Source organism: Streptomyces viridochromogenes (assembly GCF_001270495.1).
Classification (GTDB): Bacteria; Actinomycetota; Actinomycetes; order Streptomycetales; family Streptomycetaceae; genus Streptomyces; species Streptomyces viridochromogenes_A.
In genome coordinates, this window is record NZ_LGUR01000253.1 from 99,268 (window position 1) to 120,322 (window position 21,055).

At 70.9% G+C, this 21,055-nt stretch carries 21 protein-coding genes and 1 pseudogene; 12 read left to right on the forward strand and 10 right to left on the reverse strand.

Annotation, left to right across the window (positions count from 1 at the left end; all coding sequences use genetic code 11):
* The first annotated feature begins 188 nt into the window (after positions 1 to 188).
* Positions 189 to 1,958, forward strand: coding sequence for a 3-oxosteroid 1-dehydrogenase (gene kstD, locus ADK36_RS41055; RefSeq protein WP_053201241.1), 1,770 nt, complete (start codon positions 189 to 191; stop codon positions 1,956 to 1,958).
* Between the two features lie 6 nt (positions 1,959 to 1,964).
* Here the strand turns inward: kstD and ADK36_RS41060 are convergent, their stop codons facing one another.
* The 4 genes from ADK36_RS41060 to ADK36_RS41075 are packed head-to-tail and all read right to left on the reverse strand — an operon-like array spanning position 1,965 to position 3,909.
* The gene (locus tag ADK36_RS41060) at positions 1,965 to 2,615 is read right to left on the reverse strand and encodes a class I SAM-dependent DNA methyltransferase (RefSeq protein ID WP_048583010.1); all 651 of its coding nucleotides are present in this window, start codon (positions 2,613 to 2,615) and stop codon (positions 1,965 to 1,967) included.
* A 28-nt stretch (positions 2,616 to 2,643) separates the two neighbouring features.
* On the reverse strand, positions 2,644 to 2,886 hold the full coding sequence (locus ADK36_RS41065; RefSeq protein ID WP_048583011.1) for a hypothetical protein: 243 nt from the start codon (positions 2,884 to 2,886) through the stop codon (positions 2,644 to 2,646).
* A gap of 25 nt (positions 2,887 to 2,911) precedes the next feature.
* Positions 2,912 to 3,226, reverse strand: coding sequence for an AzlD domain-containing protein (locus tag ADK36_RS41070; protein ID WP_048583012.1), 315 nt, complete (start codon positions 3,224 to 3,226; stop codon positions 2,912 to 2,914).
* Entirely contained in the window at positions 3,223 to 3,909 is a 687-nt protein-coding gene (locus ADK36_RS41075) for an AzlC family ABC transporter permease (protein ID WP_053201244.1), read from the reverse strand. The genes ADK36_RS41070 and ADK36_RS41075 overlap by 4 nt, the downstream gene beginning before the upstream one ends.
* Before the next feature lie 81 nt (positions 3,910 to 3,990).
* On the opposite strand from ADK36_RS41075, the gene ADK36_RS41080 reads away from it, so the two are divergent.
* Positions 3,991 to 4,539, forward strand: a complete 549-nt coding sequence (locus tag ADK36_RS41080; RefSeq protein ID WP_048583014.1) for a helix-turn-helix domain-containing protein — start codon at positions 3,991 to 3,993, stop codon at positions 4,537 to 4,539.
* A gap of 103 nt (positions 4,540 to 4,642) precedes the next feature.
* Here ADK36_RS41080 and ADK36_RS41085 read toward each other — a convergent pair whose 3' ends face one another.
* A complete protein-coding gene (locus ADK36_RS41085; protein ID WP_003992177.1) occupies positions 4,643 to 4,846 on the reverse strand; it encodes a cold-shock protein in 204 nt (67 codons plus the stop codon).
* Positions 4,847 to 5,191: 345 nt separating this feature from the next.
* Here ADK36_RS41085 and ADK36_RS41090 point away from each other — a divergent pair, with 345 nt between their 5' ends.
* The 8 genes and pseudogenes from ADK36_RS41090 (at position 5,192) to ADK36_RS41120 (ending at position 13,996) form a co-directional block, all read left to right on the forward strand.
* The gene (locus tag ADK36_RS41090) at positions 5,192 to 6,040 is read left to right on the forward strand and encodes a menaquinone biosynthetic enzyme MqnA/MqnD family protein (protein ID WP_048583015.1); all 849 of its coding nucleotides are present in this window, start codon (positions 5,192 to 5,194) and stop codon (positions 6,038 to 6,040) included.
* A 90-nt stretch (positions 6,041 to 6,130) separates the two neighbouring features.
* On the forward strand, positions 6,131 to 7,882 hold the full coding sequence (locus ADK36_RS41095) for a serine/threonine-protein kinase (RefSeq protein ID WP_053201245.1): 1,752 nt from the start codon (positions 6,131 to 6,133) through the stop codon (positions 7,880 to 7,882).
* A 93-nt stretch (positions 7,883 to 7,975) separates the two neighbouring features.
* Positions 7,976 to 10,279, forward strand: coding sequence for a protein kinase domain-containing protein (locus ADK36_RS41100; protein WP_053201247.1), 2,304 nt, complete (start codon positions 7,976 to 7,978; stop codon positions 10,277 to 10,279).
* Entirely contained in the window at positions 10,279 to 11,019 is a 741-nt protein-coding gene (locus ADK36_RS41105; protein ID WP_053201249.1) for a prepilin peptidase, read from the forward strand. Before ADK36_RS41100 ends, ADK36_RS41105 begins: the two co-directional genes overlap by 1 nt.
* Before the next feature lie 71 nt (positions 11,020 to 11,090).
* Positions 11,091 to 12,290 carry a cyclic dehypoxanthinyl futalosine synthase gene (mqnC, locus tag ADK36_RS41110; protein ID WP_048583019.1) on the forward strand — a complete coding sequence of 400 codons (1,200 nt, stop codon included), beginning with the start codon at positions 11,091 to 11,093 and terminating at the stop codon, positions 12,288 to 12,290.
* Between the two features lie 7 nt (positions 12,291 to 12,297).
* A complete protein-coding gene (locus tag ADK36_RS41115) occupies positions 12,298 to 12,903 on the forward strand; it encodes an imidazolonepropionase-like domain-containing protein (protein ID WP_048583020.1) in 606 nt (201 codons plus the stop codon).
* 50 nt (positions 12,904 to 12,953) lie between these two features.
* A pseudogene (locus ADK36_RS47335) lies at positions 12,954 to 13,277 on the forward strand (acyltransferase family protein); the annotation flags it as partial.
* Positions 13,278 to 13,300: 23 nt separating this feature from the next.
* Positions 13,301 to 13,996: a demethylmenaquinone methyltransferase gene (locus tag ADK36_RS41120; protein WP_048583021.1), complete on the forward strand. Its 696-nt coding sequence runs from the start codon at positions 13,301 to 13,303 to the stop codon at positions 13,994 to 13,996.
* Between the two features lie 10 nt (positions 13,997 to 14,006).
* Here ADK36_RS41120 and ADK36_RS41125 read toward each other — a convergent pair whose 3' ends face one another.
* Both ADK36_RS41125 and ADK36_RS41130 read right to left on the reverse strand, forming a co-directional pair.
* A complete protein-coding gene (locus tag ADK36_RS41125; RefSeq protein WP_078916356.1) occupies positions 14,007 to 14,318 on the reverse strand; it encodes a PASTA domain-containing protein in 312 nt (103 codons plus the stop codon).
* 166 nt (positions 14,319 to 14,484) lie between these two features.
* Positions 14,485 to 14,991 (reverse strand): GNAT family N-acetyltransferase, encoded by a 507-nt coding sequence (locus ADK36_RS41130; protein WP_048583023.1) that lies wholly within the window; start codon positions 14,989 to 14,991, stop codon positions 14,485 to 14,487.
* Positions 14,992 to 15,089: 98 nt separating this feature from the next.
* Between ADK36_RS41130 and ADK36_RS41135 the strand changes: the two genes are divergently transcribed.
* A complete protein-coding gene (locus ADK36_RS41135) occupies positions 15,090 to 16,409 on the forward strand; it encodes a geranylgeranyl reductase family protein (protein WP_048583024.1) in 1,320 nt (439 codons plus the stop codon).
* 30 nt (positions 16,410 to 16,439) lie between these two features.
* On the opposite strand, the gene ADK36_RS41140 is transcribed toward ADK36_RS41135, so the two are convergent.
* Together ADK36_RS41140 and def are read right to left on the reverse strand one after the other, a co-directional pair.
* The gene (locus ADK36_RS41140; protein WP_048583025.1) at positions 16,440 to 16,925 is read right to left on the reverse strand and encodes a hypothetical protein; all 486 of its coding nucleotides are present in this window, start codon (positions 16,923 to 16,925) and stop codon (positions 16,440 to 16,442) included.
* Between the two features lie 190 nt (positions 16,926 to 17,115).
* Entirely contained in the window at positions 17,116 to 17,736 is a 621-nt protein-coding gene (gene def, locus ADK36_RS41145) for a peptide deformylase (protein WP_048583026.1), read from the reverse strand.
* 88 nt (positions 17,737 to 17,824) lie between these two features.
* Here def and ADK36_RS41150 point away from each other — a divergent pair, with 88 nt between their 5' ends.
* Positions 17,825 to 19,651 (forward strand): hydroxysqualene dehydroxylase, encoded by a 1,827-nt coding sequence (locus tag ADK36_RS41150; RefSeq protein WP_048583027.1) that lies wholly within the window; start codon positions 17,825 to 17,827, stop codon positions 19,649 to 19,651.
* A 76-nt stretch (positions 19,652 to 19,727) separates the two neighbouring features.
* Here the strand turns inward: ADK36_RS41150 and ADK36_RS41155 are convergent, their stop codons facing one another.
* Positions 19,728 to 20,561, reverse strand: a complete 834-nt coding sequence (locus ADK36_RS41155; protein WP_048583028.1) for a C40 family peptidase — start codon at positions 20,559 to 20,561, stop codon at positions 19,728 to 19,730.
* Between the last annotated feature and the right edge of the window lie 494 nt (positions 20,562 to 21,055).

A 21,055-nucleotide genomic window follows, 5' to 3' on the forward strand; every position in this document is an offset into this window, starting at 1 on the left:
CCGCTCCACGCCCTCGCCGGAGTCCGGACCAAGGCGGGGGAGGGGGCGGGTGCCGACCCAAACGCGTCGGATGGACGGATGAGGCAACTCCCGTACGCCGTACTTGACTTCACGGGACAGGCGCGCCACATTCGCATTTCTGGCACATAGTCAGAGTTCGGCGGACGGCCCAGGCGGGAGCGGCAATCATGACCACGGACGCGCACCCCTCGCGAAGACACGTACTCGCCGCGGGCGCCGCGGGCACGGCGGCCGCCTTCGGTGTCGTGGGAGCGGCCCAGCCGGCGGCGCGAGCCGCCGACCTGCCCCTGCTCGGCACCTACGACGTCGTCGTCATCGGCTCCGGAGCCGCCGGCATGACCGCCGCCCTCACCGCCGCCCGGCAGGGCCTGAGCTGTGTGGTGGTGGAGAAGGCGCCCACCTTCGGCGGGTCCGCCGCGCGGTCCGGTGCGGGGATCTGGATCCCCAACAACTCGGTGGTGCTCGCGGCCGGTGTACCGGACACGCCCGCGAAGGCCGCCGAATACCTCGCCGCCGTGGTCGGGCCCGACGTCCCCGTCGAGCGGCAGCGGGCCTTCCTCGCCCATGGCCCGGCGATGCTCTCCTTCGTCATGGCCCACAGCCCGCTCCGCTTCCGCTGGATGGAGGGCTACAGCGACTACTACCCCGAGCTGCCCGGCGGCCTCCCGAACGGCCGCTCCGTCGAGCCCGACCAGCTCGACGGCAACCTCCTGGGCGCCGAACTCGTGCATCTGAACCCGCCGTACATGGACGTGCCCGCCGGCATGGTCGTCTTCAGCGCGGACTACAAGTGGCTGGCCCTGGCGGCGGTGAACGCCAAGGGGGCCGCGGTGGCGGCGGAGTGTCTGGCGCGGGGTGCGGCCGCGGCACTGCGCGGGGAGAAGCCGCTGACCATGGGGCAGTCGCTGGCGGCCGGCCTGCGCCTGGGGCTGCGGTCGGCCGGGGTCCCGGTGTGGCTCGACACGCCGCTCACCGACCTGTACGTCGAGAGCGGCGCCGTGAGCGGGGCGGTCGTCACCCGGAACGGCGCCCCCGGCCTGGTCCGCGCCCGTCGTGGCGTGATCGTCGGCTCGGGCGGCTTCGAGCACAACGCGGCGATGCGCGAGCGCTACCAGCGCCAGCCCATCGGCACGGACTGGACGGTCGGCGCGAAGGAGAACACCGGCGACGGCATCAGGGCCGGGCACCGGCTCGGCGCCGCCCTCGGGCTCATGGACGACGCCTGGTGGGGCCCGGCGATCCCGCTCCCCGGCCAGCCGTACTTCTGCCTGGCCGAACGCACCCTCCCCGGCGGGCTGTTGGTCAACGCGGCCGGCTCCCGGTTCGTCAACGAGGCCGCCCCCTACAGCGACGTCGTCCACACCATGTACGACGCCCACGACACCAGCCCGGCCATCCCGTCCTGGCTGATCGTCGACCAGAACTACCGGAACCGGTATCTCTTCAAGGACGTCCTGCCGACCCTGCCCTTCCCGGCCGGCTGGTACGACTCCGGCGCCGCGCACAAGGCCTGGACCCTGGACGCGCTCGCCACCTCGATCGGCGTCCCGGCGGCGGCCCTGCGCACCACCGTGGACCGCTTCAACTCCCAGGCGTGGCGCGGCAAGGACCCCGACTTCCACCGGGGCGACAGCGCCTACGACCACTACTACACGGACCCGTCCGTCCTGCCGAGCTCCTGCCTGGCACCGCTCTGGCTCCCCCCGTACCACGCCTTCCGTATCGTCCCCGGCGACCTCGGCACCAAGGGCGGCCTCGTCACGGACGCCCGCGCCCGGGTGCTGCGGGAGGACGGCTCGGTGATCCGGGGCCTGTACGCCGCCGGCAACGCGAGCGCGGCCGTGATGGGGCGCAGCTACGCGGGCGCGGGCTCGACGATCGGCCCGGCGATGACGTTCGGGTACATCGCGGCGAGGGATATCGCCGGCGCTTCTTGAGCGGCCTCAGGCGGCGGGCTTGCGGACGATCAGGAACGCCTGTGCGACCGTCTCGTCGAACGCCGGGTCCGGTTCGCGGACCGTCCGGGAGACGAGGGCGAATCCGGCCGCCGTCAGCAGTTCGGCGATGTCCTCGGGGCGGCGGCGCAGGAAGGTGAGGGCGACCGGGTGTCCGAAGGGCCGGTCGTGGTGGCGGTGCTCGTCGCCCGTCTGGAACGCGACGAGCAGTGGCGCGCCCGGGGCCAGTACGCGGTGGAACTCGGCGAAAAGCGCCGGGAGTTGCTCCATCGGTGTGTGGATGGACGAGTAGAACGACATGGCGCCGGCCAGCGTGCCGTCCGGGAGGTCCAGCTCCAGCATGGAGCCCCGTTCGAAACGCAGCCCCGGGTTCTCGCGGCGGGCGATCGCCAGCATCGACTCCGACAGGTCGATGCCGAACACCGGCAGCCCCAGCGAGGCGAGATGGCCGGTCGCCTCGCCCGGGCCGCAGCCGAGGTCGGCCACCGGGCCGTCCCCGTCGACGAGTTCGGCGAACAGCGCCAGCATCGCCCGCTCCAGGGGCCTCTTCGCGAGCGCGTCCTTGAAGAGGGTCGCGTAGTCCTCGGCGATGGCGTCGTAGAAGGTGCGGGTGGTGGTCAGGAAGTCGGCTTCGGTCATGGCCGGGGACCTTAGCGAAGGCGTGCGGCTACTCGCCTCCGTCTTCCTGTTCCCCGGCCCGCATCCGGCCGACACCGACCCCGGTGCCGACGGCGATGCCCATGCACATCCCCAGCGACAGCCCGAGGGCCAGGTTGTCGAGGACGGTCATCCCCAGGACGAGGCCGATGCTCACGCCGAGGCAGAGTCCGACGGACATCCCCATCGCCAGCTTGTTGCCCGCGGCACTCCCGCCGCTCTCCCCGTGGTTGTTCTCATCATCGCTGGTCACTCGGCAATCCTCCCATGGGCCCTCCTCACGCCACCCCGGCCGCGCGCAGCACCGCCGTGACCCCGGCCGCGCCCAGCACCACCACCGGGAACGGCGCCCGCCGCCACGCCAGCACGCCGCCCACCAGCACCCCGGCCGGCCGCGCCCACCCCGCGAAGCCGCCGCCCTCCGTCAGCGCGCCCGTGGCCAACAGGGCCACCAGCAGGACGATCGCGCCCGCCGACAACAGTTCCTGAACACGCGGCGGAATGGCCACCCGGCCGTGCAGCACCGGCCCCACCAGCCGGAAGGCATACGTCCCGACCGCCAGCGCCAGGATCATGGCCACCGTCGCGCTCATGCCGTACGCCCCCCGTCGCGCCCGTGTCCGGCGAGCCCCGCCAGCGCCACCAGCACCGGCACCCCGGCCGGGACGGCGGGTGTCACCGCCAGGGCCAGCGCGGCCCCGAGCAGCGCGGCCCGCCGTACGGCCGGATTCTCGCGCAGGGCGGGCAGCACCAGGGCGACGAGGACGGCCGGGAAGGCCGCGTCCAGGCCGTAGGTGCCGGTGTCGCCCAGGGCGTCGCCGGCCAGCGCGCCGGCCAGGACGCCGAGGTTCCAGACGGCGAACAGCCCGAACCCGGAGATCCAGAAAGCCGCCCGCCGCCGCGCCGGATCCGACTGGGCGAGGGCGAAGGCCACCGTCTCGTCGGTCACCAGGTGCGCGCCGAGGAGACGGGCGAGGCGGCCGCGGCCGAGGATGTCCGCGACGGCGAGGCTGAAGGCCAGCGTGCGGGTGTTGAGCAGCAGCCCCGTCGCCGCGGCGGCCACCGGCCCGCCCCCGGCGAGCAGCACCCCGACCGCGCTGAACTGGGCGGAGCCCGCGTATACGACGAGCGACATCACCACCGGCACCCACACGGGCAGCCCGCCGGTCACCGAGATGGCGCCGAAGGAGACGCCGACGACGCCGCTGGCCAGCCAGACGAGCGCACTGTCACGCACCAGAGGTGCCATCATGGGTGTTCGGAGTAGCGAACGCATGTTTTCCAGAATGAACAAGCTGGGTGCTGTTCGTCAAGACGAACGAACGTACTCGTACAGCGAACGCTAGGAAGTGAACCCATGAGCGAGCCCCTCACCTGGATCGCCGTCTCGCTGCGGCGCGAGCGCACCCGGGCCGGACTGTCCCTCTCCGAGCTGGCCAAACGGGCCGGGATCGCCAAGTCCACGCTCTCCCAGCTGGAGGCGGGCAGCGGAAATCCCAGCGTGGAGACGCTGTGGGCGCTGGGGGTCGCGCTCGGTGTGCCGTTCAGCGTGCTGGTGGAGCCGCCGGCACCGGCCGTTCAGGTGATCAGGGCGGGCGAGGGGCCCACCGTCGCCTCCGAGCGGGCGGACTTCGTGGCGACCCTGCTCTCGGCCAGTCCGCCCGGCGCCCGCCGGGACCTCTATCACCTGCGCGCGGAACCGGGCTCGGCCCGTGACTCGGAGCCGCACATTCCGGGGAGCGTGGAGCATCTGATCGTCAGCACGGGGCGGGTCAAGGCGGGGCCCCGGGGCGAGGAGGTGGATCTGGGGCCGGGCGACTACATGTCGTATCGCGGAGATGTGCCGCACTCGTACGAAGCGCTGGCGCCCGGGACGACGTTCGTGCTGGTCATGCAGCACGTCTAGCCCGCCGGACACAAAGGCAGGAGCCCCGTTGCCTTGCGGCACGGGGCTCCTTGGGTACTGCTATCTGTTCCGGATCAAAGCACCAGGCTCCGAGACCGAAGACTCAGACCGGGGTGACGTTCTCCGCCTGAGGACCCTTCGGGCCCTGCGTCACGTCGAAGGAGACCTGCTGGTTCTCCTCCAGCGAACGGAAACCGCTCGCGTTGATCGCGGAGTAGTGAACGAAGACGTCGGGGCCGCCGCCTTCCTGGGCGATGAAGCCAAAGCCCTTTTCGGCGTTGAACCACTTCACGGTTCCGGTAGCCATAAGCCCTCCTTGGGCCCAAAGGGTTGCCCTGCTCCAGAACCCTGCAAGTGTGAAAACAAGATGCCGCACAACTGCATACGTCTGAAAACGACGAGAGCCCGCGGTCACATGCTCCGCAGGCTCTGTACTGCAAGGGAAACCAAACTGCAACTTGCGGCGAGCCTAGCACGCGGGCAGCCGAAAGCAATAGAGGTCAAGATCACGTCACTCGGATGTTTGAAGATCGAGTATCGGCTTGACGAGGGATCCCGTGTCGGCTTGACGAGGCGGGGATGAGGGTGGTTGTGACGGAGGTGTCACGACCCTGAAGGCTGCACGCTACCCCATGGGGTCTAGTGTCGCGATGTGGACAATTCTCGCACCCGGCCGCGCGTAGGCCACATCCAGTTCCTGAACTGCCTGCCCCTGTACTGGGGGCTCGCGAGAACGGGCACGCTCCTCGACTTCGAGCTGACCAAGGACACCCCGGAGAAGCTCAGCGAGCAGCTGGTGCGGGGCGACCTCGACATCGGGCCGATCACCCTCGTCGAGTTCCTGCGCAACGCCGACGACCTGGTCGCCTTCCCCGACATCGCGGTCGGCTGCGACGGCCCCGTGATGTCCTGCGTGATCGTCTCCCAGGTCCCGCTGGACGAACTGGACGGCGCCAGGGTCGCCCTCGGCTCCACCTCGCGCACCTCGGTCCGCCTCGCCCAGCTGCTGCTCGCCGAGCGCTACGGCGTACGGCCGGACTACTACACGTGCCCGCCCGACCTCAGCCTGATGATGCAGGAGGCGGAGGCGGCCGTACTCATCGGAGACGCGGCGCTGCGGGCCAACCTCCTGGACGGCCCGCGGTACGGCCTCGAAGTGCACGACCTCGGCTCGCTCTGGAAGGAGTGGACCGGCTTGCCCTTCGTCTTCGCGGTCTGGGCGGCGCGCCGGGACTACCTGGAGCGCGAGCCGGTCATCACCCGCAAGGTCCACGAGGCCTTCCTCGACTCCCGCAACCTCTCCCTGGAGGAGGTCGGCAAGGTCGCCGAGCAGGCGGCCCGCTGGGAGGCGTTCGACGAGCGGATCCTGGAGCGGTATTTCACGACCCTCGACTTCCGCTTCGGGAGCCCGCAGCTCGCGGCCGTCGCGGAGTTCGCGCGGCGGGTGGGGCCCACCACGGGCTTCCCGGCGGATGTGAAGGTAGACCTGCTCCAGCCATGAAGATCCGGGTGCTTCAGCACTAACCTGCTGGAGAGTTTTACCGGCGTGATGAGCCGTACGGGGGACGGTACGGGGGAAGGGTGGACGCCGATGCAGCCGCTCGGAGTTGACGAACCCACCGCCATCGGGCCGTACCGGCTGCTCGGCCGGCTCGGCTCCGGCGGCATGGGGCGGGTGTACGTGGGGCGCAGCGCGGGCGGCCGTACGGTCGCCGTCAAGATCGTGCACCCGCACTTCGCGCTGGACGAGGAGTTCCGCGCCCGCTTCCGCCGGGAGGTGGAGTCGGCGCGGCGGGTGGGCGGCGCGTGGACGGCGCCCGTGCTGGACGCGGATCCCGAGGCGGCGGTGCCGTGGGTGGCCACGGGGTATGCGGCCGGCCCCTCGCTGTCGGCCGCGGTCGCGGACTCGGGTGCGCTGCCTTCCTCTTCCGTACGGGCGCTGGGGGCGGGGCTGGCCGAGGCGCTGGCGGCCGTGCACGAACTGGGACTTGTGCACCGGGACGTGAAACCGTCGAACGTCCTGCTCACGCTGGACGGCCCCCTGCTGATCGACTTCGGCATCGCGCGGGCCACGGACGGGACCGCGTCCCTGACCTCGACCGGCGTCTCCATCGGCTCCCCCGGTTACATGTCGCCCGAACAGATCCTGGGCAAGGGCATCACGGGCGCGGCGGACGTCTTCTCGCTCGGCGCGGTGCTGGCGTACGCGGCGACCGGGGAACCGCCCTTCTCCGGGGACTCGTCGGCCGCGCTGCTGTACAAGGTCGTGCACGAGGAGCCCGAACTCGGCCCGCTGGACGGCGAGATGCGGGAACTGGTGGAGGCATGCCTGGCCAAGGACCCCGGTGCCCGGCCCACGCCGGGTGAGGTGGGGCGGCGGCTGGCTCCGGACGGGGCGGCCCGGCTGGTGGCGGGCGGGTGGCTGCCGGGCGGGCTGGTCGAGCAGGTCAGCCGTAGTGCTGTGCAGCTGCTGAACCTGGATGCGGTCGACACGGGGGCGGCGGACGTCGCGTCGGGGCTGGTGGACTTCAGCCGGCCGGCGACGGTGGGGGAGTTCGGGCCGCCGCCGGTGATGCCGGTGATGCCGGGGAGTGGCGTGGCGGCGAGTGGTGCGCCCGGGAGTGGTGCGGCGGCGAGTGGTGCGTCTACGCCCGTGCCGCCCTCCGTCCCACCCGCGCCGCCGCCTTCCGCCGTGCCCGAGCCGCGCGATGCCGTGCCGCGGGACGCGACCCCCGCTTCCGGCGACCGGCTGCCCGGGAAGCTCTCCCTGTCGGTCGCGGCTGCCTCGACGCCGGGGGAGGACGGGCGGGGGCGCAGGATGAGCTGCACCGTGGCGCTCGCGGTGGCGGGGGCACTGGCCGCGGTGACGGTGGGGTCCGTGTTCGTGTTCGAGCTGTTGCCGGGCGGGGACCAGGACACCAACGCCGGTTCCGACTCCGCCTCGTCGTCCCAGGCGCCGGGCAAGGACGCCTCCACCGCGCCGGTCGAGGGCTCCGTCCCCGCCCGCTACCTCGGCACCTGGGAGGGCAAGGCCAACGCCCTGGACGGTGCCCTGCCGGCCGGCACCTTCCGGCTGACCGTGCACAAGGCCGACGTGGGCGAGGAGCTGGGCACGCTCCGGGCGACGGACCTGCTCGGCCTCGCCTGCAACGACGTACTGACCCTGAAGAAGGTGACGGCGAAGGAACTGGTCGTGACGTCCGTGGGCCGGAAGACCAACCACGCCGGCTGCAACCCGAAACCGCACACCGTCCGGATCACGCCGACGGGCGACGACCTGCTGTACACCTCGGAGAGCGACGCGGAAGGCAACCCCGAGGCGCGGTTGTCCAAGGTCGAGTAGGGGACATCCGAGGTGGAGTAGCGGTGACAACTCCCGTGGCTGCGCTTACTACTGTGTCTGCTCACGCCAGCACGCCGACGGGGGAGGCCCACCATGGAGTCACTGCAACCGGACGATCCCCGGGAGTTGGGCCGGTACCGACTGCTGCGCAGGCTCGGTGCCGGTGGCATGGGGCGCGTCTACCTGGCCCGCTCTCCCGGCGGCCGTACCGTCGCAGTGAAGGTGGTCCGCCCGGATCTGGCGGCGGACGCCGACTTCCGGGAACGTTTCCGGCACGAGGTCGACATAGCCAGGGCGGTCTCCGGCCGCTATACGGCCCCCGTCGTGGACGCCGACCCGGACGCCGCGCTGCCCTGGCTGGCGACGTCGTACGTTCTCGGTCCCGACCTCACCGACGTGGTCGCCGCGCACGGGGCGCTGCCGGAGCGCACGGTCCGCGCGCTGGGCGCGGGGCTCGCGGCCGCCCTCCAGGAGGTCCACGCGGCGGGCCTGATCCACCGCGATCTCAAGCCCTCGAACGTCCTGCTGGCCGCCGACGCCCCGCGGGTCATCGACTTCGGCATCGCGCGTGCGGTGGACGGAAGTCGTATGACACAGACGGGAGTTGTGGTCGGTTCCCCCGGTTACATGCCGCCGGAGCAGGCCCTGGGGCAGGACGTGGGGCCGGCCGGTGACGTCTTCTCGCTGGGCGCGGTGCTGGCCTTCGCCGCGACCGGGCGCAGCGCCTTCGGTGACGGTGCCGCCTCGCACGCGGCACTGCTCTACCAGGTCGTCCACGGGGAGCCGGACCTGGCGGACGTACCGCCGTCGCTCCTCGGCCTCGTCCGTGCCTGTCTGCTGAAGGACCCGGCGCGGCGGCCGGCGCCCGCCGAGATCGTCGCGGCCCTGGCGCCGCAGGGCGTCGAAGGCGTGCTGAGCGACTGGCTGCCGTCGGCGGTCGCGTCGACCATCGCCACGCACGCGGCCCGGATCCTGGACCTGGAGGCGCCGGAACAGCCGCAGACCGCGGCTTCCTTCGGGCCGGCACCGGCGATGGGCGCGCCGACGGTGGGGGCGCCCGTGCCCGGCTATGGGACCCCTGCTCCGGGATACGGCTATCCGCCTGCCCCCGGCGGCGAGAACACCCCGCAGGCCGGCACGGTCCACCTGGGCTCTCCCCAGGCCGGTTCCCCCGCCGCCCCCTCCCGTCGTCGTGCCCTCGGCCTCGCGCTCGGCGGTGCGGCGGCGGTCGCGGTGGTGGGTGGGGGCGCGGCGGTGTGGCTCGGGCGGGAGACCGAGGAGTCCGGCGGTGCGACGGGGGAGAGCGGCGAGGGCGCCGGTTCGGCCCGGCCCGCCGCGGAGAACTTCACGACCCCGCCGGCCGGAGTCGCCCCCCAGCCGCTGTGGCGCAGGACCGTCGCGGACGACAGCACCAACCCCGACGTACCGCTCCTCGTCCACGACGGCCTGCTCCTGGTCAGCGGCGACCCGCTGGTGGCGTACGACGTGAAGACGGGCAAGCCCCGCTGGTCCAGGCCGGAGATCTGCCGCCCCGGTGCTCCGCTGCTCTTCCACGGCGGCAAGGTGTTCCTGGCCGACGGCGACTACGACGGTGTACTCGTCGCATACGGCGTGACGACCGGCAAGGAAGTGTGGCGCAGCCGGCTCGGCAAGCAGTTGAGCGTCGAGGACCCGCTCGCCGTCGACGACCGGAACGTGTACGTCACGGCGACCGACTACAGCGACTCCAAGAGCGCCACCGACTACCGCACGGCGGTCGCCGCGATCAGCCACACCACCGGGAAGACGGTGTGGGTGCAGCGGCGCGACTGGGGCACCGACGACTACGACGTGCAGGGCACGGCCTCCGGCAAGTACCTCGTCTACACGGACTCCAAGTTCAACCTCACCGTCCGGGACACCGCCACGGGCAGGCAGCTGTGGACCAAGAAGATCGGTGACGACTGGAGTTGGCGGCCCACGGTCGCGAACGGGCTGGTCTTCCTGCCGGGCGACAAGCTCAGAGCCGTGGACGCGGACACCGGCACCACCGTCTGGACGCTGGGCCCGAACGGCCGCCGCGGCTTCAAGAACCCGACCGTCGTCGACGGCGTCCTCTACGCGAGCGACTACGACGACGGCGTCTGGGCGGTGAACGTGAAGACCGGCAAGCGGATCTGGCTCTGTGACGAACTCGACGTCGAGGGCCCGGAGACGTTCCGGAAGGCCGGCACGACCCTCTACGGCGCCACCGGCTCCCTGGACGGCGGTGTGGTCGCCCTCCAGTCCAGGACCGGCAAGCTGCGCTGGACCTTCACCACCAGCGAGTATCACGGCGACACCTGGCAGATCGCCCTGGCCGGCAACCGTCTGATGGTGACGAACGGCCCGGCGATCTACGGGCTGCCGGCCGTCTGATGAGCACGAGCACGGGGCTGCTGGTCCTGGTCGCAGCGCTGTGGGGTGCGGGTGCGGGGGCGCTTCTGCCTCGGCCCGCCTATCGGTTCTCCGTGCCGGACGAGGAGGGGTGGCGGGACCGGTGTCCTGTCGGGCACCCGATCGCAGGCTGGCTCGGGCGGGCCCGGTGCGGGCGGTGCGCGGCCGGTACGCCGCCGTACGGCCCCGGCGCCCCCAGGCTCGCCGTCGCCACGGCCCTCGTCTGCGCCGCCCTCGCCGCCGCTACCGACACCCGGCCCGAACTGGGCGTCTGGCTGCTGCTGGCGCCCGTCGGCGTACTGCTCACGGTCGTCGACTTCCGGGTACGACGGCTGCCCAACCCGCTGACCCTCACGCTGGCGGTCGCCGCGCCCGCACTGCTCGGCCTGGTCGCCCTCGTCCCCGAGCACGCCGGTGACTGGCCCACCGCCCTGTGGGCCACGCTCGCGCTCGGCGCCGGCTACTACGTGCTGTGGCTCATCAACCCCGGGGGCATGGGCTTCGGCGATGTGAAGCTGGCCTTCGGGGCGGGGGCGGTACTGGGGTGGTACGGCTGGTCGACGGTCATGCTCGGCGCCTTCGCCGGGTTCCTGTTCGGGGCGCTCTACGGCTGGGCCCTGGTGATCCTTCGGAGGACGGGGCGCAACACGGCGATCCCATTCGGGCCGTTCCTGATCGGTGGGGCCTTCGTGGGGCTGCTGATCGGGGCGTACGCGGCCTGACGTCCGTCCGGCAACAGGGCTGGCGTACGCTGGTTCGGTCCGTCCAACCCCTTGACGAAAGGGACGCCCCGGTGACCGAGAAGGCCGACCTTCAGTCCGTCCTCGACCGTGCCGCGGCGGGCGGACGCATCACCCCCGAGGAAGCGCTCGACCTCTACCGCGACGCCCCGCTGCACGCGCTGGGCGCCGCCGCCGACGCCGTACGCCGCCGCAGGTACGCGGGCACCGAGCACATCGCGACGTACATCATCGAGCGCAACATCAACTACACGAACGTGTGCGTCACGGCGTGCAAGTTCTGCGCCTTCTACGCGGCCCCCAAGGACAAGGCCAAGGGCTGGACCCGCGATCTGGACGACATCCTGCGGCGCTGCGCCGAGACGGTGGAGCTGGGCGGCACCCAGATCATGTTCCAGGGCGGTCACCACCCGGACTACGGCGTCGAGTACTACGAGACGCACTTCGCCGCCATCAAGAAGGAGTTCCCGCAGCTCGTCATCCACAGCCTGGGGGCGAGCGAGGTCGAGCACATGGCCCGGATCTCCGGTGTGTCGGTCGAGGAGGCCATCACCCGGATCCACGAGGCCGGCCTCGACTCCTTCGCGGGCGCCGGCGCCGAGCTGCTGCCCGAGCGGCCGCGCAAGGCCATCGCCCCGCTGAAGGAGAGCGGTGAGCGCTGGCTGGAGATCATGGAGACCGCGCACGGGCTGGGCGTGGAGTCCACGTCGACCATGCTGATGGGCACGGGCGAGACCAACGCCGAGCGCATCGAGCACCTGCGGATGATCCGTGATGTCCAGGACCGCACGGGTGGCTTCCGGGCCTTCATCCCGTACACCTACCAGCCCGAGAACAACCACCTGAAGGGCCGTACGCAGGCCACGATCTTCGAGTACCTGCGGATGATCGCGATCGCGCGGCTGTTCATGGACAACATCCAGCACATCCAGGGCTCCTGGCTGACCACCGGCAAGGAGATCGGCCAGCTGTCGCTGCACTACGGTGCCGACGACCTCGGCTCGATCATGCTGGAGGAGAACGTCGTCTCCAGCGCCGGGGCCAAGCACCGCTCCAACCGGCTGGAGATCATCGACCTGATCCGCAAGGCGGGGCGGGTGCCGGCCCAGCGGACCACGACGTACGAGCACATCGTGGTGCACGACGACCCGGCGAACGACCCCGTCGACGAGCGGGTCGCGTCCCACATCTCGTCGACGGCGATCGAGGGCGGGACCGCGCACCCCGAGCTGAAGCTCCTGGCCTCCAACTGACCTGCCTGTGCTGACGATCCACGCGGACTCCAGGGGGCACGCGCTCGTCGTCCAGGGCGACTGGATCGCCGACGCCGGGCCGCTGGCGGAGCTCGTCGCCGCCCATCCGCGGGCGCGGGTGCGGGAGTGGCCGGGCATCATGACGCCCGGGCTGATCAACATCCACGGCAACGAGCTGCTGGAGGAGGCGTACCACCCCGATCCCCGCGAGGCCGACGAACTGGGCACCGAGCCGCTGACCGGGGACGCGCTGGCGGCGCTGGACATGGACGACGCGCGGTGGGGTGCGAGTGCCCGGCGCGGCGTGCAGCGCATGCTGTCGTACGGCACGGTCCGCGCGGCCTGTGAGGAACTGCGCAACCGCGCGGTACGGGACGCCGTGCGGCGCACCGGCCTGGCGGTCATGGGCCGTATCGGCCGCCCCGACGGCGTACCTTCCCTCGACCCGTACGCCTCCGGCCGGCCGGTGGCCTTCCCGCCCCCGCGCGAGCGCGGCTCCGCAGCCCGGTTCGCGGTGTTCGACGTGCGGGACGAGGCGGAACTCGCGGAGCGGGGTGCGGGGACGTGCGTGGCGACGGTGGTGGACGGGCGACTGGTGTACCGGCGCCGGTGAGTGCACGCCTTGACCCGCAGCCCGCGAATTACAGAAGCGCCCGAGCTCGTGCGGGCTATGTGACGCTGCTGATGTACGCGAAGGAGTTCTTCCGCATCGACTTCGCCTGGCTGGCCCGCTTCCGCCGCGCCGACCGCCTGGTCACGGTCTTCAACGCGCGCGGTGACGATCTACCTCTGGCACGAGATCGCCCTGATCCTCGCCGTCCCGCTGATCGACCGGTTCTGGAACGTGCCCGCGTTCGAGAAGTACCTGCCGCTGGAGAGCCAGTGGTTCATGTTCGGCATCGGCTGGATCCCGATCGCGGCGTTCGTACTGCGTGCGGCTGGGTGGAGGACGTCGCCGGGAAGAAGAAGCCGAAGCTCGTCCCGTGAGGCCGTACTGCCACAATGGGCCCGTGACCCGCGCATCCCTGGACAAGCAGCCGCACGAAGTCGCCTCGATGTTCGACAACGTGGCGGAACGGTACGACCTGACCAACGACGTGCTGTCGCTGGGCCAGGACCGCAGATGGCGCAAGGAGGTCGCCAAGGCCGTCGACGCGCGCCCCGCGCAGAAGATCCTCGACCTGGCCGCCGGCACGGCCACCTCCTCGCTGCCGTTCGCACAGACCGGCGCGTACGTCGTCCCCTGCGACTTCTCCCTCGGGATGCTCCAGGTCGGCAAGCGCAAGCACACCTGGCTGCCGTTCACGGCGGGCGACGCGACGCGGCTGCCCTTCAAGGACGACACCTTCGACGCCGTGACGATCTCCTTCGGGCTGCGCAACGTCCAGGACTACGACGCCGCCCTGCGCGAGATGTACCGGGTGACGCGGCCCGGCGGCCGGGTCGTGATCTGCGAGTTCTCGCACCCGACCTGGGCGCCCTTCCGCACGGTCTACACCGAGTACCTGATGCGTGCCCTGCCCCCGGTCGCGCGCGCGGTGTCCTCGAACCCGGACGCCTACGTCTATCTCGCCGAGTCGATCCGCGCCTGGCCCGACCAGCCGGCTCTCGCCGAACACCTGCGCAAGGCCGGCTGGTCCAAGGTCGCCTGGCGCAATCTGACGGGCGGCGTCGTGGCCCTGCACCGAGGCTTCAAGCAGGACTGAGTCCCGGGCTTCAAGCCGAGCTGACGACGGGGTACGGGTCCCCGGGCTCGTCGAGTTCGCGCTGCAGTCCGCCACCGGGTGGCCGCGGGACGCGTGGCTCGCGTACGCCTCCGCCGCCCTCACCCTCGCCGAAGTCGAACCAGACGTAGACCATCGAGTCCCGCGGCACCTCGGCACCGGGCTGGGGATACTGGCGTACGACGTAGTCGACGACGACCAGGTGGAAGTCCGGCCGGTCCGGTGCGTTGAGGAGCAGGCCGTGCGACTTCGCTGCCTCGCGCGCGTCCATGGCCATCAGTCCGACGAGTTTCGGTACTCGCACCTCGGGCGTTTTGGGTGTTATGCGCACAGATGTCACCCCCAGCGGTACTGGCAGGGTAACCGCCCGGGGGTACCGTCCGGAAGCGTCAAGTACCTTTCCGTAACAGTGGATTACTCAGCGTTATGGATCCGGAGTCGAGCCATGCAGTTCCGGTGCGGTCCCTGTGTCACAGGTCGAGCCGGTAGCAGTGGCCCTTCTGCCGCTCATCCGGCGTGGCGAACACTTCCGCGAGCCGCATCCCCAGCCGCCGCGTCACCGCGATCGACCGCTCGTTGCGGGCGTCGACCATGGCCACCACGCCCGGCACCCCGGCCGCCCGCACCCGCTCCAGGGTCTGCTGCGCGGCCGCCGTGACATACCCCTTGCCCCAGTACTCCCGCCCGAGCCGCCAGCCGATCTCGATCTCGCCCGTGGGACCCCAGTTCCGTTCCCACGGCTGGGCTCCGGTGAAGCCCATGACCTGCTCGTTCTCGTCGAGCATGGTCCACAGGCAGTACCCGCGCTCGGCGTCGTGCCGGCGCTGGCGAGCGGTGAGCTCCTCGTAGACGGACAGCTCCACGGGCCTGCCCCCGTGGAACTCCATGACATCCGGGTGGGCGAACACCCGGTGCCAGGCGACGGCGTCCTCGTCGGTGGGGACACGGAGCCGTACGACAGGGAGAGCTCGGTTCACGGAGGCAGCCCTTCAGCCGGGTGATCAATGCTGCTGAATAGACTGCCCATGTCCAGTGCCGGTCGGCACACAGATTTCGAACTTGGGGAGATCCCGCCGTGACCGACGTGACCGAGCCGCTCTCCTCACCTCTCTCCTCGCCCCTCTCCGAGAACACGGCCGACGTGATCGTCGTGGGCGCGGGGCCGGCCGGCTCCGCGACGGCGTACCACCTGGCCAAGTCCGGCCTCGACGTACTCCTGCTGGAGAAAACCGAGTTCCCGAGGGAGAAGGTCTGCGGTGACGGACTGACCCCACGCGCAACCAAACAGCTCGTGGCCATGGGCATCGACATCTCCGAGGAAGCCGGCTGGCTGCGCAACAAGGGCCTGAGGATCATCGGCGGCGGAGTGCGCCTCCAGCTGGACTGGCCGGATCTCGCCTCCTTCCCCGACTACGGCCTCGTCCGCAAGCGTGACGACTTCGACGAGCAACTCGCCCGCCAGGCCCAGAAGGCGGGCGCCCGCCTCTACGAGCGCTGCAACGTCGGCGCCCCGATCATCGACGACCGCACCGGCCGCATCACCGGCGTCCACGCCAAGCTCGGCGAGGAGAAGCGCGAGGTCACCTTCCACGCGCCCCTGGTCGTCGCCGCCGACGGCAACTCCACCCGCCTCTCCCTGGCGATGGGCCTGCACCGCCGCGAGGACCGGCCGATGGGCGTGGCCGTACGGACGTATTTCGAAAGCCCCCGCCACGAGGACGACTACCTGGAGTCCTGGCTGGAGTTGTGGGACCGCCGCGGCCCCGGCGAGGACCGCCTCCTGCCCGGCTACGGCTGGATCTTCGGCATGGGCGACGGCACGTCCAACGTCGGCCTCGGTGTGCTCAACACCTCGGACTCCTTCAAGGAACTGGACTGGCGCGAGGTCCTGAAGGCCTGGTGCGCCTCCATGCCGGAGGACTGGGGCTACACCCCCGACAACATGACCGGCCCGATCCGCGGTGCCGCCCTGCCGATGGCCTTCAACCGCCAACCGCACTACACCAAGGGCCTGCTGCTGGTCGGCGACGCCGGCGGCCTGGTGAACCCCTTCAACGGCGAGGGCATCGCCTACGCCATGGAGTCCGGCCAGATCGCCGCCGACGTCATCGTCCAGGCCCACGCCCGCTCGACTCCCGCGGGGCGTGAACTCGCCCTCCAGCGCTACCCGCGCGTCCTGAAGGACACCTACGGCGGCTACTACACGCTGGGCCGCGCCTTCGTGAAGCTCATCGGCAACCCGAAGGTCATGAAGATCGCGGCCCAGCGCGGCCTGACCCACCCGCTCCTGATGAAGTTCACCCTGAAGCTCTTGGCCAACCTCACCGACCCGACGGGCGGCGACGCGATGGACCGGATCATCAACGGGCTGAGCAAGGTGGCACCGAAGGCGTGACGCCCGGCGGGTCGCTGGGGGACCGGCTGGTCAGCGGTCGGACGGCGGATTGCCCTGCCGGCCGTCCGACGGCGGATTGGCCGGTCGACTGCCGGGCGGAGGTTGCCGGTTGTCACGGGACTGCTTGAACGCGACCCAGGCCGTGAGACAGCCGGCGACCGACGTGACGAGTCCCGACAGGGCGGTGATCAGCGCCGCGACCCCTTCGACCCCGCCACCCGCGAGTGAACCCGGGTCCGAGATCTCCCGTGAACCCCAGCCGGAGATCTCGTTGCCCACCTTTGTCGCCTCGGCAGCGGCGTATGTGTCGTACACCCGGCCGAAGACGAACACGAGGAGCGCAAGGGCCAGTACCGCCGCGAGCACCTTCTCCGCCACCGAGAGCTCGACGCAGAGCAGTGCGACGAACGGCGCGGCTGCGCCGATGAAGAAGAGAAGGGCCCACGTCGCCGACGATTCGTGCATCGCGATGCCGGCGGCGAGGCCTCCCGCGCTGACGTACGGGCCTACGATCACCCCCAGTAAGCCGAGGGCTCCAACGACCTGTCGTAGCGGTAACTCCCTTTTCCTGGATGCCACTTGGACCGGTTCCGGAACCGCTTGAGCGACGGGGAGTGTGGTGACGCAGGACTGTTCGGGTCTCACGCACACAGCGTAGGAGTCGCGCGGCGGCGAGGCGGGCCCATGGGTCGAGGAGCGCTCGACGTCACAGAGCGGCCGTCCTGGCGGCCCGGCGCGCGAACACCTCCTCCCGCCGCTCCGCCACCTGCCGCAGCGCGTCCTTCCGCTCCCGCTTGGAGAGCCGGTCCAGATAGACCTGCCCGTTGCAGTGATCGGTCTCATGGGCGAGGCAACGGGCGAAGTACCCGGTGCCCTCGATCACGAGCGGCTCACCGTCCTTGTCGAGCCCGCGCACCACGGCCCGGTCCGGACGCGGTACGTCCATCACGGCGCCGGGGACGGACAGGCAGCCCTCTCCCTCGTCGAGGAGCCGCCTCTCCGTGGCTTCGAGCGGCTCCAGCACCGGGTTGACGATGTGCCCGACGTGCCGGACCCCGTCGTCGTCCGGGCAGTCGTACACGAACAGCCGCAGATCGACCCCGACTTGGTTCGCCGCCAGTCCCGCCCCGTCGGCGATGTACATCGTCAGGAACATGTCGTCGATGAGTGCGGCGAGATCGGGCCCGAACTCGGTCACGTCCCGGCACGGCTTGTGCAGGACCTCCTCACCCGTCTCGGTGATCCTTCGCACCGACCCGCGCCGGGCCTCGGGCGCGAGCGGCGGATACGACTCGACGGGCCTGCCCTGGACGAAAACGCTGGGCATCTGTCTCTCCCTGTGGTTGTGAGGATGGTGTGGGTGGCCGGGAAACGGACTTCCGACCTTGGAAGCCACTCCCTACGCTCCGGGAATCATGACAACAGAACACGCGCAGGAGCCCCAGGAGCAGACAGGTCTCACGCGATCCGGCCATACCCGCAGACGCTTCCTGGCCGGTGCCGGGGGAGCGGCCGGCGCCCTCGCCTTATGGCCCGCCGGCAGCGCGAAGGCCGCGGTCGGCAAACGCGTAGCCGTCCTGGGCGGCGGAGTCTCCGGCCTGAGCGCCGCCCACGAACTCGCCCAACGCGGCTACGCCGTCACCGTCTACGAGTACTACGACACCCTCGGCGGCAAGGCCCGCTCGATGCCCGTCCCGGGCACGGCGACCGGCGGCCGTGCCGACCTCCCCGCCGAGCACGGCTTCCGCTTCTTCCCCGGCTTCTACCGGAACCTGCCGGACACCATGCGCCGCATCCCCGTCCCCGGCAACGCGAACGGCGTCCACGACAACCTCGTCAGTGGCACCGAGGCCCTCTTCGCCCGCGCCGGCGGCCGTCCCGACCTGCATTTCCCGCTCCGCCGCGCCACCACCCCGCCCCGCCCCGGCGACCTCACCCTCAGCTGGATCCGCGACCAGCTCCTCTCGGTGCTGGACCTCGGCACCCGCCTCCCCGCCCACGAGGCCGCCTACTTCGCCGACCGCCTCCTCGTCCACCTCACCAGCTGCGACGCCCGCCGCGAGGAGGTCTGGGAGAAGGTCGCGTGGTGGGACTTCATCCGGGCCGAGGAGATGAGCGAGGAGTACCGGACCCTCCTGGGCGTCGGCCAGACCCGCAACCTCGTCGCCACCCGCGCGGAGGTGGCGTCGACCCGGACCGTCGGCCGCGTCATCATCGAGGCCCTGCTCCTGTGGGGCCTGCTCGGTCGCGGCATGGACGGCGACGCCGACGTCGACCGCGTCCTCAATGCCCCCACCAGCGAGGCATGGATCGACCCCTGGGAGGCCCACCTGCGCTCCCTCGGCGTGGAATTCGTCCTCGGCACCCAGGTCCGCGAGGTCCGCTACGACGGCGGCCAGGTGAGCGGCGTCCGAGTCTCGGCCCGCGACGGCGGCGACGAACGTACCGTCACCGCCGACCACTACATCTCCGCCCTGCCGGTCGAGCACGCACGGCTGACGTGGGGCCCGGCCCTGCGCGCGGCCGACCCGCAGCTCGCACGCTGCGACGCCCTCCAGGCCGACTGGATGACCGGCGTGATGTTCTACCTGCGCACTCCCACCCCCGTCGTGCACGGCCACATCAACTGCCTCGACTCACCGTGGTCGGTGACCGCCGTCGGCCAGGCGCAGTTCTGGAAGGGACGGGACTTCCCCCGCGACTACGGCGACGGACGGGCCCAGGACTGCCTCTCCGCCATCATCTCGGAGTGGGACAAGCCGGGCATCCTGTACGGCAAGACGGCCAAGGAGTGCACCAAGGAGGAGGTCGTCGCCGAGCTCTGGGCCCAGCTGAAGGACGGCCTGAACGACGCCGGCAAGACCACGCTGCGGGACGAGGACCGCCTCGGCTGGTTCATGGACCCGGCGGTGACGGGCCTGGGCGGCCCCGACCCGCAGAACCGCGAACAGCTCCTCATCCACCCCACGGGCACCCTCTACAACCGCCCCACGGCCCGCACAAAGGTCCCGAACTTCTTCCTCGCGGGCGACTACGTCCGCACGGACGTGGACCTGGCGACGATGGAGGGCGCCAACGAGTCGGCACGCCTGGCGGTCAACGCGCTCCTGGAGGCGGACAATTCGGGCGCCGAGCGCTGCCGTATCTGGGAGCTGTACCGGCCCCCGGAGCTGGAGCCGCTGAAGCGGGTCGACGAGGTGCGCTACAAGCTGGGTCTGCCCAACACCTTCGACCTGGGCTGAGCTTCAAGGGCCCCCGGCCAAGGCGTAAGGGCCGCTGCCCCCGAGCGGCTGCGGCCCTTACGGAGATCCCTGCGACTCAGAGGACGCGCACCGCGCCCGACGCCGGGTACCCGGACAGGTCCTGGATGACGACGCCTTTGGAGGGGTTGGCCGCGTCCAGGTACTGGCCGTTACCGATGTAGACGCCCACGTGGTACGCCGAGCCCTTGCCGCCCCAGTACAGGATGTCCCCGACCTGGATCTGCGACAGCGGGATGTCGGTGCCGGCCATCGACTGGTCCTGCGAGACCCGCGGCAGGTCGACGCCGACCTGCTTGAACGCGGCCTGCACCAGGCTGGAGCAGTCCCACGCGTTGGGGCCGGTGGCGCCCATGACGTACGCGTCACCCACCTGCGCCTGGAGGAAGGCGATGACGGTGCCGACGCTGCCGCTGGCGGGAGCGGCCACGTCGGTGCCGGTGCTCGCGGAAGCGGACAGGGTGGTGCGCTCGGCGCTGCGCGAGGCAGCGGCCTCCGCGGCGGCCCGGCGGGCCTCCTCGGCCTTCTTCTTCGCCTCGGCCTTCTTCTTGGCCTCCGCGAGGTCCTTCTTGGCTTCCTTGGCGGCCGCGGCGGCGGCCGCGTCACGCTGGGCGTCGAGCTCGTAGTTCGCGGCCGCCAACTGGGTGGCGTCCGCGGACTGGGCGAGCTGGTCCGCCAGGTCACCCGTGAGGGTGGGCAGTTCGATGGTCTGCGTCACCGGCTCGGCGGCGTTCGCCGTGGCCGACGCACCAGCCGCTGCCATGCTGAGGACGCCACCGGCAACTCCTGCGCGCATCGCGATGGACGTCGACGCGCTGCGGCGGGGCTTCCGGTGGCTACGTATGTGAGCGGTGTGGGACATGAGAACAACCGGTATCAGGGGCTCCTCCATACCTACAAGAAACGTGGGCTGCGCCACAGTTGTTCAATCGCCGCCCCAAATTCCGGGCGGGCCGCCCTTTATTGACGCCGTAACGGACATTGCGGACGCCCGGCACTCCGCCCGTGATCACGGGCTTTCATCATTAAGTCCGAATTGCCCACCACTTACCACTTGTTGGGACCGGTGGCCAAGCCCGGTTCTCATGGACCTCTCATCGTGTGGCGGAGGTCACGCAACGGTTACGGCCTCGTGCGCGTCCTGTGCCCGAATCCCTCCCGGCGATGCTCGTGAATGCGCGCACGCGTCCACATCCCCCTCCGCGCCTCCCTCTGAAGTGTGAACGCGCTCCTCTACCAAGGCGCACCGTCCAGCACCAATTTGCATGCAAGGGAAGTCTCTTGATATTGAGACGCCCCCTCCGAGCTGCGCCGACGAGCGAAAATGTCACCTCTGGTGATCACTCGGACGCTTCTCGTACGAAGATCACCGCTCATCCGGCTTCA